Source organism: Dyella japonica A8, from assembly GCF_000725385.1.
Lineage (GTDB): Bacteria > Pseudomonadota > Gammaproteobacteria > Xanthomonadales > Rhodanobacteraceae > Dyella > Dyella japonica_C.
Map to the genome: position 1 here is coordinate 3644537 of NZ_CP008884.1, position 13451 is coordinate 3657987.

At 65.6% G+C, this 13451-nt stretch carries 9 protein-coding genes; 4 read left to right on the forward strand and 5 right to left on the reverse strand.

The genetic code is table 11. The annotated features are described in order from the left end of the window. Nucleotide 1 precedes the first annotated feature (1 nt). Entirely contained in the window at nt 2-3193 is a 3192-nt protein-coding gene (locus tag HY57_RS15245) for an efflux RND transporter permease subunit (protein WP_019465643.1), read from the forward strand. Then, nucleotides 3190-4659, forward strand: a complete 1470-nt coding sequence (locus HY57_RS15250; RefSeq protein WP_019465644.1) for an efflux transporter outer membrane subunit — start codon at nt 3190-3192, stop codon at nt 4657-4659. Before HY57_RS15245 ends, HY57_RS15250 begins: the two co-directional genes overlap by 4 nt. 999 nt (nt 4660-5658) lie before the next feature. On the opposite strand, the gene gltX is transcribed toward HY57_RS15250, so the two are convergent. Both gltX and HY57_RS15260 read right to left on the reverse strand, forming a co-directional pair. Then, complete coding sequence (gene gltX, locus HY57_RS15255) at nt 5659-7059, reverse strand: glutamate--tRNA ligase (protein WP_019463827.1); 1401 nt, start codon at nt 7057-7059, stop codon at nt 5659-5661. A 162-nt stretch (nt 7060-7221) separates the two neighbouring features. Then, complete coding sequence (locus HY57_RS15260) at nt 7222-7656, reverse strand: DUF4399 domain-containing protein (RefSeq protein ID WP_019463828.1); 435 nt, start codon at nt 7654-7656, stop codon at nt 7222-7224. Nucleotides 7657-7826: 170 nt separating this feature from the next. Here HY57_RS15260 and HY57_RS15265 point away from each other — a divergent pair, with 170 nt between their 5' ends. Next, nucleotides 7827-8987, forward strand: a complete 1161-nt coding sequence (locus HY57_RS15265) for a glycosyltransferase family 4 protein (RefSeq protein ID WP_019463829.1) — start codon at nt 7827-7829, stop codon at nt 8985-8987. Then, a complete protein-coding gene (locus tag HY57_RS15270) occupies nt 8956-9537 on the forward strand; it encodes a phosphatase PAP2 family protein (RefSeq protein WP_019463830.1) in 582 nt (193 codons plus the stop codon). Before HY57_RS15265 ends, HY57_RS15270 begins: the two co-directional genes overlap by 32 nt. A gap of 979 nt (nt 9538-10516) precedes the next feature. Here the strand turns inward: HY57_RS15270 and accD are convergent. From accD to trpB, 3 genes are read right to left on the reverse strand one after another with little or no spacing between them, the layout of a single operon-like run. After that, nucleotides 10517-11389 (reverse strand): acetyl-CoA carboxylase, carboxyltransferase subunit beta, encoded by an 873-nt coding sequence (gene accD, locus HY57_RS15275; protein ID WP_019463831.1) that lies wholly within the window; start codon nt 11387-11389, stop codon nt 10517-10519. 54 nt (nt 11390-11443) lie between these two features. Then, entirely contained in the window at nt 11444-12244 is an 801-nt protein-coding gene (gene trpA, locus HY57_RS15280; RefSeq protein ID WP_019463832.1) for a tryptophan synthase subunit alpha, read from the reverse strand. After that, the gene (gene trpB / locus HY57_RS15285; protein ID WP_019463833.1) at nt 12241-13449 is read right to left on the reverse strand and encodes a tryptophan synthase subunit beta; all 1209 of its coding nucleotides are present in this window, start codon (nt 13447-13449) and stop codon (nt 12241-12243) included. The genes trpA and trpB overlap by 4 nt, the downstream gene beginning before the upstream one ends. Nucleotides 13450-13451 lie beyond the last annotated feature (2 nt).

Sequence of the window (13451 nt, forward strand, 5' to 3'; positions counted from 1 at the left end):
TGTGTTCCGTGGTCTTGTCGCCTTCGCGCTGACCCGCCGCGCCATCGTGCTGATGTCGCTGGCGGCGTTCGCCATCGCCGGGCTTGTGGCCTACGCCAAGCTCAACATCGAGGCTTACCCCAATCCCGCGCCGGTGATCCTGGAAATCACCGCGCAGGCGCCGGGTCTTTCCGCCGAGGAAATGGAACGCAGCTATACGCGGCCGATGGAAGTGGGCCTGGCGACCACGCCGGGGGTGGAAAGCATCCGCTCCACGTCGTTCTACGGCTTGTCGTTCGTGCGCGTCACTTTCAAGTACGGTACCGACTACTACTTCGACTACACGCAGGCCGCGCTGTCGTTGCAGCAGAACGTGAGCCTGCCCAATGCGGTGCAACCGCAGATCCAGGCGTCCAGCCTGGTCGGCGAGATCTTCCGCTACCAGCTGGCCGGCCCGCGCTCGATGAGCCTTACCGAGTTGCGCACCCTGCAGGACTGGGTGGTCACGCGCCGCCTGCTGTCGGTGCCGGGCATTGCCCAGGTGGTGACCTGGGGCGGCACCACCAAGGAATACGACGTCGAAGCCGACCTGCACAAGCTGCAGGGCTACGGCATCACCCTGCCCCAGCTCGTCAGCGCCATCGGCAATGCCAACAGCAACGTCGGCGGGCGCACGATCAACATCGGCCAGCAATCGGTGAACATCCGTGGCGTGGGCCTGGTCAAGGATGTCGACGACATCGGCCACATCGTGCTCAACCAGTCCAACGGCACGCCAGTGCTGGTGAAGGACGTGGCCAAGGTGAAGGTGGGCGCCGTACCGCGCCTGGGCCGGGCCGGACGCGACACCCAGGATGACGTAGTCACCGGCATCGTGGTGATGAACCGCACGCTGCAGACCAACGACGTAGTCGCGCGCGTGAAGGACGAAGTGGCCAGGCTCAACAGCGACGGCACTCTGCCGCCCGGCGTGAAGCTGGTGCCGTTCTACGACCGCTCCACGTTGGTGGCGGTGACCACGCACACCGTGCTGCACAACCTGATCTTCGGCTGCCTGCTGGTGTTCCTGATCCAATGGATCTTCCTGGGCGACCTGCGCAGCGCCATCATCGTCAGCGCCAACATTCCCGTGGCGCTGTTCTTCAGCATCATCATCCTGGTGTTGATGGGCGACTCCGCCAACCTGCTGTCGCTGGGCGCGGTGGACTTCGGCATCATCGTCGACTCGGCGGTGATCCTGATCGAAAACATCTTCCGCAATTTCCAGAAGAGTCACGAAGAGCAGCGCGAATTGCTTCACGAGTCCGCGCAGAGCGACCTCGGCACCTATATGCGCGGCGGCGCCACCCATGGCTGGACCGATCGCCTGCGATTGCTCTTCATCAGTGCCATGCAGGTGGACCGCGCAATCCTGTTCTCCTCCGCCATCACGGTGGCGGCTTTCATCCCGCTGTTCACCATGCAGGGCGTGGAGGGCCAGATCTTCAACCCGATGGCGCGCACTTACGCCTACGCGCTAACCGGTGCGCTGATCGCCACTTTCACCATCTCGCCGGTGCTGGCGTCACTGTTGCTGCCCAAGCACGTGAAGGAGACCGAGACGGTGTTCGTGCGCGCGATCCGCCGCGTCTACACACCGGTGCTGCGCTGGGCGCTGGCTCGTCGCCGTACCACGGTCGCCCTGGGCGTGGGCTTCCTGCTGTTGGCCGGCTTGCTGTTGACGCGCGTCGGCACCGAGTTCCTGCCCGCACTGGAAGAAGGCAACCTGTGGATACGCGCCTCGATGCCACCCACCATCTCACTGGAGGCGGGACAGGACAAGGTGAACGAACTGCGTCGCATCCTGCTCAAGCATCCGGAGGTGGTGACGGTAGTGTCGCAACATGGACGCCCCGACGACGGCAGTGATGCCTCCGGCTTCTACAACGTGGAGTTGTTCGTCCCGCTCAAGCCGCAGGACGACTGGCCCAGCGGCCACACCAAAGAGAAGCTGGTGGCCGACCTGCAGCGCGAATTCGAGAACGCGCTGCCCGGCGTGGAATTCAACTTCTCGCAGTACATCCAGGACAACATCGAGGAAGGCCTCTCCGGCGTGAAAGGCGCGAACTCGGTGAAGATCGTCGGCCCCGAGTTGCCCGAACTGGAGCACCTGGCCGACGAGGTCATGCACCAGATGCAGCAGGTTCCGGGCGTGCAAGACCTCGGCGTTTTCCACGTACTGGGCCAGCCCAACCTCAACATCACTATCGACCGCGCCAAGGCTGCGCGCTACGGCCTCAACACCGGCGATATCAACACCGTGGTGCAGGCGGCAGCCGGCGGTACCTCGGCAACGACGGTGCTGGAAGGTGATCGCCAGTTCGACCTGGTGGTGCGCCTGGCACCCCAGTTCCGGCGCAGCATCGAGGACATTGGCAATATCCAGGTGGGTTACAGCCTGCCCAACGGGGGTACCGGCTACGTCCCGTTGCGCGATGTAGCCAAGATCAGCCTCGACACGGGCGCTTCGTACATCTACCACGAACGCAACGAGCGCTTCGTGCCGGTGAAGTTCAGCGTGCGCGGGCGCGATCTGGGCGGCACCGTGGCGGAGGCGCAGCGCCGCATCGCCGAGCACGTCACGCTGCCGCCGGGCTACCACCTCTCGTGGGCGGGCGAGTTCAACGACCTGCAGCAGGCCAAGCAGCGCCTGGCGGTGGTGCTGCCCATCGCGGTGGGCCTGATCCTGGCCCTGCTGTTCGCCCTCTTCAATTCACTGCGTGACAGCCTGCTCACGCTGGCAGCGATTCCCTTTTCCATCGGCGGCGGCATTGTCGCCCTGTATCTCTCGGGACTGGATTTCAGCATCTCCGCGGCGATCGGCTTCGTGTCGCTGTTCGGCGTATCGGTGATGAACGGCATCCTCGTCATCACCTACTTCAACCATCTGGTCTTCGCCGGCCTCTCGCCGGTGGAAGCCATGGCGCAAGCCGCCGAGCAGCGCATGCGCCCCATGCTGATGACCGCCCTGTCGGCCTGCATCGGCTTGCTGCCTGCCGCGCTGTCCACCGGCATCGGCAGCCAGGTGCAGCGGCCGCTCGCCACCGTGGTGGTCGGCGGCATGCTGATCGGGCCGGTGATGCTGCTGGTCGTGGCGCCGGCACTGCAGGTACTGGTGGTGGAGTGGTCGCACAAGCGCCGCAGCCGTCGACAGGCGGCAGGAGAGGCAGCATGAACCCCGCCATGAACGTGCCGCGCTGGGGCGCGCTGGCCGCTGCTCTCGCGGTTTGCGTCGGCTGCGCGGTGGGCCCCGATTATCAGCGCCCTGCCACGCCCACCCCGGCGCAGTTCACCCGGCAAGCCCCGGCCGCCACCGTGAGCAGTGCGAGCGGCGCTTCCCAACAATGGGCGTCCAGCGAAACGATCGCGCAAACCTGGTGGCAGGTATTCGGTTCCGACGCACTCAACCAGCGCGTCCAGCGCGCGCTGGCGCATAGCCCGGACATCGAGGCGGCCACCGCTGCCCTGCGGCAGGCGCAGGAGAACGTGGCCGCGCAACGGGCGAGCTTCTTCCCTTCCGCCCAGGTCAGCTACTCGCCATCGCGCCAGCGCGATGCGGTGGGCACGCTCTCGCCCGCGCTGACGTCCAACGCCACCTACTACACGCTGCACACCGCCCAACTCAACATCAGCTACGCGCCGGACGTGTTCGGCCTCAACCGTCGCACGGTGGAATCCTTGCAGGCCCAGGCCGACAACCAGCGTTACCAGCTTGAAGCCGCGCGACTGACCCTTGCCGCCAACGTGGTCAACGCAGCCATTCAGGAAGCCTCGCTGCGAGCGCAGATCGAAGCGACCCGGACCGTGATCGATGCGCAGACACACGCGCTCGCGATCCTGCATGACCAGGCGCGACTGGGCTATGCCTCCGGCCTTGATGTGGCCGCGCAGGAGAGCGCGCTGGCACAGGCCAGGCAAGCACTGCCGGCACTGGAAAAACAGCTGGAACAGAACCGCGACCTGTTGGCGGTGCTGTGCGGTGACACGCCCGATCAGGCCGGAATGCCGGAGTTCGACCTCGAGCACCTGACCCTTCCGGTGACGCTGCCCCAGACCCTGCCATCGCAACTGGTGACGCAACGGCCCGACGTGCGCGCCGCCGAGGAAAACGTCCACGACGCCAGCGCCCAGGTCGGCGTGGCGCTGGCCAACCGCCTGCCCCAGTTCACGCTTTCGGGCAGCTACGGCGGCAGCTCCACCTCGTTCACCCGCATGTTCAGCGACGACAACGTGTTCTGGAGCCTCGCCGGCAGCATCAGCCAGACCGTGTTCGACTTCGGCGCCCTCAAGCACAAGCAACGCGCGGCGGAAGCCGCCCTGCAGCAGGCCGCCGCACAGTATCGCGGCGTCGTGCTCGTTGCGTTCCAGAATGTCGCCGACACCTTGTACGCCATCGACAGCGATGCACGCGCACTCGCCGCCGCGGACGATGCGGAGAAGGCTGCCGGGCGCACGCTGGAGCTCACGCAGAAACAGCAGCAGCTCGGCTACGTGAATGCGCTGGCCTTGATCAACGCGCAACAGGCGTACCAGCAAGCGCGGATCTCGCGGGTGCAGGCACAAGCCGCGCGGCTTGGCGATACGGCGGCATTGATTCAGGCGCTGGGTGGCGGGTGGCAGGGTTCGACGGGGACGAACTGAGGGCCCTGCGGTTCCTTGCTTCCGCTTGCATGGCAAGGAGGGAGTGAGGACTCAACCTTGCCTCACCGTTTCGTTCTTCAGCCGTCATCCCGGCGCAGGCCGAAAAAGGGTAAGGGCCGGAGGCGCTTCACAACAGCCGAAGGCTGGTCATCCAGTAGCGGTAGTGGTCGGTCGTCGCCTCGGACGTTTCCGCGACCTGGCACCCCTGCAGGGCCTGATCTCCATCCGCCCGCCGCGTCATACGGGGACCCGGTAGGTCAAAAGCCAAAAGCCAAAAGCCGAAGCAAGAGCCCGAGCCGTCAGCGGGGCATCCAAAGAGGCGAGTCCCTTGTGGGAGCGCACCCTGTGCGCGACTGGGGCGTCTGGTGATCACCGCTCCGTTAGGTTGTCGCGCACAGGGTGCGCTCCCACAGAAAAGAGAAAAGCGGGCGACCGTGCGGGTCCCGACCACGCCAAAGCGAAGCGAGGGGCCGCTTTCAGTCCTCATCGCTCCGGCGCGTTGCGAAGCGCTTGGAAGTATCCGCTGTGTAGAGGCGAAGGTGGCCGCGCCACAACGCGCCTCACGCGTTCGGGCGTATCCCCACAGAATGCTGCCAGCTCTGGCTCTTCAGGCCATTTTCTTTGGGTTACTTTTCTTTTGGGCCAGCAAAAGAAAAGTGACTCGGCCTTCGGCAGAAGGTCGAAACGCCCGCTGCGTAAGCGGCCCGATCGCGGTCACGCACGAGGCGACAACCAACCGCAAAGTCACTGGATCCCGGCCTACGCCGGGATGACGGTTCTTTTGTGGTCCAGGGGCTAGTTTGGGCTAGCTTGGCAGAGCCCCTCTGCATGGGTTCTGTCGTGCAAAGCCAGCCCTATGAAACGCGCTTCGCCGATACCCCGCGTTCGCAAGGATAACGACCAAAGGGCCAGACCCTGAGGCGCCCCTCGCCCCACCCCACTCCCCGGAGCAGCAAGAAAAAAACCGCGAGTACGCCACCTAACGACCAAGGACGGGCCTCACCCCTTCGCCCGCGCCACCGCATCATCAATACGCTTGAGCGCTTCCTCGCGCCCCGCCAGATAAATCGTGTGATCAATCGACGGCGACACCTGCGTCCCCGTCATCGCCACGCGCAGCGGCTGCGCAATCTTGCCCATGCCCAGTTCAAGCTTCGCAGCCACCTGCTCGATCACGCCGTGGATCGGCTCCGGCTTCCACTCGACATCAACCAGCAAACCCTTCGCCGCCTCGAGCACGGCAACGGCGCTGTCGTTCTGCAGATGCTTGGCGACAGCCTTGTCATCCCACTCGGTGATCGGGCCGTACCAGATCTTCGCGCGCTCGGCCATTTCCTTCAGCGTCTGCACGCGGTCGCGCAGCGCGACGATGACGTCAGCGGGGTTCGGTCCCTTGCTGAAGTCGATGCCCGCCTGCGCGAGGTGCCACTCGAATTCCGGCGCAATGGACGCGGGCTCTTCCGTCTTCAGGTAATGCTGGTTGAGCCACGACAGCTTGGTGACGTCGAAGCGCGAGGCCGCCTTGTTGACGTCGGCCACGTCGAACAGGCGGATCATCTCTTCTTCGGAGAAGATTTCCTGGTCACCATGCGACCAGCCCAGGCGCACGAGGTAGTTGAGCAGCGCGTGCGGCAGGAAGCCGTCGTCGCGGTATTGCATGACGCTCACTGCGCCGTGGCGCTTGCTGAGCTTCTGGCCATCGGGGCCGAGGATCATCGGCAGGTGCGCGAACTCCGGCACCGGCTTGCCGAGCGCCTTGTAGATGTTGATCTGACGCGGCGTGTTGTTCACGTGGTCATCGCCGCGGATCACCTCGGTGATGCCCATGTCGATGTCGTCCACCACCACGGCGAAGTTGTAGGTCGGCCAGCCGTCGGAACGGAAGATCACCAGGTCGTCGAGCTCGGCGTTGGCCCATTCGATACGACCCTTCACCTTGTCCTCGAACACCACCGAGCCTTCCAGCGGGTTCTTGAAGCGCATGACACGGTTCGGATCGTCGCGGTACGGCTCGTTGCGGTCGCGGTAATAGCCGTTGTAGCGGGGCTTCTCGCCCTTGGCCATCGCCTCGTTGCGCATGGCCTCGATCTCGTCCTTCGACTCGTAGGCGTAATAGGCAAGGCCGGCCTTCAGCAACTCGTCGGCTACCTGCTTGTAACGCTCCAGGCGCGCGGTCTGATAGACGGGGCCTTCGTCGTGACGCAGGCCCAGCCAGTTCATGCCGTCCAGGATGGCCTGCACGGCCTCCTCGGTGGAGCGCTCGCGGTCGGTATCCTCGATGCGCAGCACGAACTCGCCGCCGCGGCGACGAGCCTCCAGCCAGCAGTACAGCGCCGTGCGGGCACCGCCAATGTGCAGGAAACCGGTGGGACTGGGGGCAAAACGAGTGCGGACGGTCATGGGACGCGGCTGTCCTGAAAGACGAAAAGCGGAATTTTAGCCGATCTGACCGGCTCGCCGGCATCCCGGCGCGGCGACAACAGCCAGCCGCCCGGGTATGCCTGGGAGCGTCGATGATCCTTCTCCCCGCCCCGGCGAGGACAAGGGGTCAACCTCAGCCCGTTACTTGACCGTGATGGTGACGGGCTTGGACACCACCGCCGGGTCGAACGGGATGTGGTTTTCGTCCGCCAGCTCCAACTGCAGCGTGTGCTTGCCCGGCGCCAGCTTCAGCGTGGTTTCGGTCTGGCCGTTGCCGAAGTGGAGGTGCTGCTCGTCCTTCGGGATGGGCTGCCCGGCCGCCGGCAGTTCCTTCACGTCCACCAGCAGGTGGTGGTGGCCGGTACCTTCCTTCTTCACGCCCGCGGGCGCCACGCCCATGCCCTTCAGGCCAAACTGCACGGTGACTTCCGTGCCGACGATGGCCCCGTCCCGGGGCGAGATGATATAGACCTCGGCACCCGCGGGCGCCTTCGTCACGGGTAATCCCGGGGCATCCGCAGCCACGGCCGCGCCCGTCAGGCCGGCCAGAGCAACAGCAAGCAGAAAGCGTTTCATCGACGTTTCTCCGCGGTGACAAGTAGCCGGAGTGTACCCCGCGAAAACGCCACGGGCGCGTGCAGGGGAAGAGCCTCCCGCTGCCGCCGTCACGCGGGCGTCATACATACGCCATGCACCCGCAACGCCTTTGGAGGAACCTGCGCCGGGCCAGCAAACGGTATGTCCTAGTGCGCATCGGCATCGTCAGCGAAACGTATCCACCCGAAATCAACGGCGTGGCACTGACCGTGCACAGCCTCGCCGCCGGGCTCGCCTTGCAGGGCCACACGGTCGACCTGATCCGTCCCCGCCAGCGGCAGCCGTTCCAGGACGAGCCCGGCATCGCCACCCTCGAGGTGCGCGGCGCCTCCCTTCCCCGCTATCCAGGCCTGCGCTTCGGCCTGCCTGCAGGCAGCACACTGCGGGAGCGCTGGACGCGCCTGCGACCGGATGCGATCTACGTGGCGACGGAAGGCCCGCTAGGCTGGTCCGCCGTGCGCACGGCCAAGCGGCTGGGCATTCCCACTGCCACGGGCTTCCACACCCGCTTCGATACCTATGCCGACCACTACGGCGTGGGTTTCCTCACCCCGGTGGTGCGCAACTATCTGCGCAACTTCCACCGCCGCGCGAAAGCCACCCTGGTGCCGACCGACGCGCTGGCTGGCGAGCTCACCGCGCTCGGCGTGGATACGGCGCGACTGCTGCGCCGTGCGGTCGATACGCAGCTGTTCCATCCGCGCCATCGCAACACCGCGTTGCGCACGGCCTGGGGCGTGGATGGCAACACGCCCGTGGTCCTGTATGTCGGCCGCATCGCGCCGGAAAAAAACCTAGACCTGGCCGTACGCACCTTCCGTGCCGTGCAGCAGCAGGTGCCCAAGGCCAAGTACGTGTGGGTGGGCGATGGCCCGGCTCGCGCCGCGCTGCAGGAAGCCAATCCCGATTTCATCTTCGCCGGCATGCAGCGCGGCGAGGCACTGGCCCAGCACTACGCCAGCGCCGATCTGTTTCCGTTCCCGAGCCTGAGCGAGACCTTCGGCAATGTGATCCTGGAAGCGCTCGCCTCCGGCCTGCCCGTGGTGGCCTACGAAGAGGGCGCAGCGCGCGAACACCTGCATACGGGCCACAACGGCTATCGCATCGACGCAGGCAACGAAAGGAACTTCATTGAATCCGCCGTGATGCTGGCCTCCAACGCCAGCCTGATCCGGCACATGGGGCGCGCCGCGCACGCGAGCATCGCCAACCTCTCGCCCGACGCGGTCATCAAAGAGTTCGAACACCTGTTGCGTGAACTGGCCCAGGAGAATGCGCATGAACACCATGCCACCGCTGCACACGCCTGAGCTGATGGAGCGTGCTCATGGCCCCCGCTTCGCCATTGATCGGCGCATGTGCGTCGCCGCCAACCGCTGGGGCACGCGCCGCGCCGTTGGCGTGTTCTTCGGCATCATCAGCCGACTGGGCGATGGGGTGTTCTGGTATTCGCTGATGGCAGTGCTCGCCCTGGTCGACGGCCGCCGCGGCTTGCTGGCGGCCTCGCAGATGGCCATCACCGGCCTGGCCGCCCTGCTGCTCTATCGCCTGCTCAAGCGCTGGACACGGCGCCCGCGCCCCTTCCGCGCCTGCCCCGGCGTGATCGCGCATGTGCCGCCGCTGGACGAATTCAGCTTTCCCTCGGGCCACACGCTGCAGGCGGTGAGCTTCACCGTCGTGGCGCTTGCCTGGTATCCGCTGCTCGCGCCGCTGCTGCTCACCTTCACCGTGCTGGTGGGCGCCTCGCGTGTGATCCTCGGTTTGCACTACCCGAGCGATGTCATTGCCGCCACCGTCATCGGCAGCGCGCTGGGTGCCCTGTCTCTGTGGCTGTTGCCGTTCCACTCGCTGCTGGCCTGAGCCTTCTTCTCAACGGTGAAAGGCATCCTGCACGACTCACGGCCCGCCGAGGCTGTGCATTTGCGCGCCACGATGTCGTCATCGCTTTGACATCAGTGAGATAGCCCACCTATCCACAGGCTTCTCCCGTGCGCATCCACATTCGCTGTGGAAAACATCCGGTGACTGATCAAATAGTGACCACCGCGTGACAAGTGGTTGTCGGCAAAGAGGCCTTGGGTGGTTTTCCACAGGCTTATGCAGGTGGCGTCCACATGAGCTGTGGAAAACGTGATGCCGTTTCGCACGTCAGTCGCGCACAGGGTGCGCTCCCACAGGAAACACGATCGCGCGGTGGGAGCGCACCCTGTGCGCGATGCAGGCTCGCCTCGCGCTGCACATTTGCACGCCAACGCGTCGCCATGCCTTTGACGTCAGCGACATAGCGCACCTATCCACAGGCTTCTCCCGCACGCATCCACATTCGCTGTGGAAAACGTGATGTCGTTTCGCACGTCAGTCGCGCACAGGGTGCGCTCCCACAGCAAACACGATCGCCCTATGGGAGCGCACCCTGTGCGCGATGCAGGCTCGCCCCGCGCTGCACGTTTGCGCGCCAACGCGTCGCCATGCCTTTGAGGTCAGCGACATAGCGCATCTGTCCACAGGATTCTCCCGCGCGCATCCACATTAGGATTCTCCCGCGCGCATCCACATTCGCTGTGGAAAACGTGATGCCGTTTCGCACGTCAGTCGCGCACAGGGTGCGCTCCCACAGGAATGACGATCGCGCGGTGGGAGCGCACCCTGTGCGCGACGCAAGCTCACCTCGCGCTGCACGTTTGTGCGCCAACGCGTCACTCATCCTTTGGCGTCAGCGACGTAGCGCACCTATCCACAGGCTTCTCCCGCGCGCATCCACATTCGCTGTGGAGAACTCGCGCATAAAAAAACAGCGCCCGAGGGCGCTGTTTTCTGGACATCGGCGATGCACGAACCATCAGGCCACGCGTGGCGCCTTCATCAGGATGCCGAGCAGGTCCGCCAGCTTGTCGCGCATTTCGCGGCGATCGACGATAAGGTCGACGGCGCCGTGCTCCACCAGGAACTCCGAACGCTGGAAGCCTTCAGGCAGGGTCTCGCGCACGGTCTGCGCGATCACGCGCGGACCGGCGAAGCCGATCAGCGCCTTCGGCTCGGCGACGTTGATGTCACCCAGCATGCCCAGGCTCGCCGTCACGCCACCGGTGGTCGGGTCCGTGAGCACGCTGATGTACGGCACGCCAGCATCACGCAAACGCGCCAGTGCTGCCGAGGTCTTGGCCATCTGCATCAACGAGAACAGCGACTCCTGCATGCGGGCGCCACCGGAGGCCGAAAAGCACACCAGCGCGCTGCGGTCGGCCAATGCACGTTCGGCGGCGCGGGTGAACTTCTCTCCCACCACCGAGCCCATCGAGCCGGCCATGAACGAGAAATCGAAGGCCACGGCCATGAGCGGACGGCCCTTGAGGCGACCGCTCATCGCCACCAGCGCATCCTTCTCGCCGGTGGATTTCTGCGCCGCGATGACGCGGTCGCGGTACTTCTTGGAATCACGGAACTTGAGCGGGTCGTTCGGCTCCATGCTGGCCCACAGCTCCTGTGCGGAACCCGGATCCAACAGGGCATCCAGACGCGCACGCGCATCGATGGCGTGGTGATGTCCGCACTTGGGGCAAACCATCAGGTTGCGCTCCAGCTCCGGACGGTACAGCACCGTGCCGCAGCCATTGCACTTCTCCCACACACCTTCGGGCACCTTGCCCTTGCCAGCGTTGCCGGCGGCTTCCGTGCGGGCACGGGGGGTCATGATTTTCTGGAGCCAGTTCATCGCAACACCTCAAACGTTCATGACGCGACGCCGCGTCATAAACGCAGCGTGTCCTCAATGCGCATCCAGCGCGGCGCGGATCGGCGCCAAAAATTCCTTGGCCCGCGCGGTGATGTCTTCGACACCTTCCGCACTAGCCAGGCGCTCCACCAGCGCACTGCCGATCACCACCGCATCCGCGAAGCCGGCAATGGCCTTCGCCGACTGCGCGTCGCGCACGCCAAAGCCCACGGCCACCGGCGCTTTCGACTTCGACCGGATATCGGCCACGCGGGCGGCGATGTCGCTGGTGCTCAATCGTGCCGCGCCCGTGATGCCGGCGAACGAGACATAGTACAGGAAACCCTCGGCCGACCCGCACAACTGCACCATACGGTGGGGTGCGGTGGTGGGCGCGGCCAGCAGGATCTGTTGCAGGCCCGCCTGGCGCAACGGCGCCAGCACGGCCGATTCCTCCAGCGGGCAATCCACCACCAGCACGCCATCCACGCCGGCCTCGACGGCCTCGCTGGCGAAGCGTTCGTAGCCGTGGATTTCCACCGGATTGAGGTAACCCATCAGGACTACCGGGGTATCGGCATCGCGTTGACGGAATTGCGCGACCCAGCCAAGCACCTCGCCCAGGCCCACGCCTTTCGCGATGGCGCGCTCGCTGGCGTACTGGATCACCGGGCCATCGGCCATGGGATCGGAGAACGGCACGCCCAGTTCGATCACGTCGGCCCCGGCATCCACCAGCGCGTGCATCAGCGCCACCGCGTGCGTCGGCGACGGATCACCCGCCGTAACGAACGGGATGAGGCCCGTGCGGCCAGCCGCCTTCAAAGCGGCAAATCGGCGGTCAATGCGGCTCATACCTGCACTCCTTCGCGGGCGGCAATGGTGTGCACGTCCTTGTCACCACGACCGGACAGGTTGCACAGCACCAGTCCGTCCTTCGGGTACTCGCGCGCCAGCTTGATGGCCTGCGCTACGGCGTGGCTGGATTCCAGGGCGGCAAGAATGCCTTCGGTGCGCGCCAGCAGGTGGAAGGCTTCCAGTGCTTCGTCGTCGGTGACGCCGACGTATTCGGCGCGGCCGGCGTCCTTCAGGAAGGCATGCTCCGGCCCCACGCCCGGATAGTCGAGGCCCGCGGAAACGGAGTGTGTTTCAGTGATCTGCCCGTTGTCGTCGCATAGCACATAGGTGCGGTTGCCGTGCAGCACGCCCGGGCGCCCCGCCGCCAGCGAAGCCGCGTGATGCCCGGTGGCGATGCCCTCGCCCGCCGCCTCCGCACCCACCACACGCACGCCCTCGTCATTGAGGAAGGCATGGAACAGACCGATGGCGTTGGAGCCACCGCCCACGCAGGCGGTGATCACGTCCGGCAAGCGCCCGAATTGCTCCAGTACCTGCGCGCGCGCCTCGCGACCGACGATGGCATTGAAGTCGCGCACCATCAGCGGATACGGATGCGGACCGGCCACGGTGCCGATGATGTAGAAGGTGTCGGCCACGTTGGTGACCCAGTCGCGCATCGCTTCGTTGAGCGCGTCCTTGAGCGTCTTGGAGCCCGACGTCACCGGCACCACCTCGGCGCCAAGCAGCTTCATGCGGTAGACGTTGATCTTCTGCCGCTCGATGTCCACCGCGCCCATGTAGACCACGCACTTGAGGCCGAAGCGCGCCGCCACCGTGGCACTGGCCACGCCATGCTGGCCCGCGCCGGTCTCCGCGATGACGCGCGGCTTGCCCATGCGGCGGGCGACCAGCGCCTGGCCGATGGTGTTGTTGATCTTGTGCGCGCCGGTATGGTTCAGGTCCTCGCGCTTGAGCAGGATGCGCGCGCCGCCGACGTGCCGGCTCAGGTGCTCGGCGTAGTACACCGGGCTGGGGCGGCCCACGTAGTACTGCAGGTCGCGGTCCAGCTCGGCGATGAAGTCGGGATCCTTGCGCAGGCGCAGGTAGGCCTCGGTCAGCTCGGCCAGTGGCGCCATGAGGGTTTCGGCCACGTAGGTGCCGCCGTAATTGCCAAAGCGCCCGTGCTCGTCGGGGTAGGCGCTGAAATCGATCTTGCTCATGG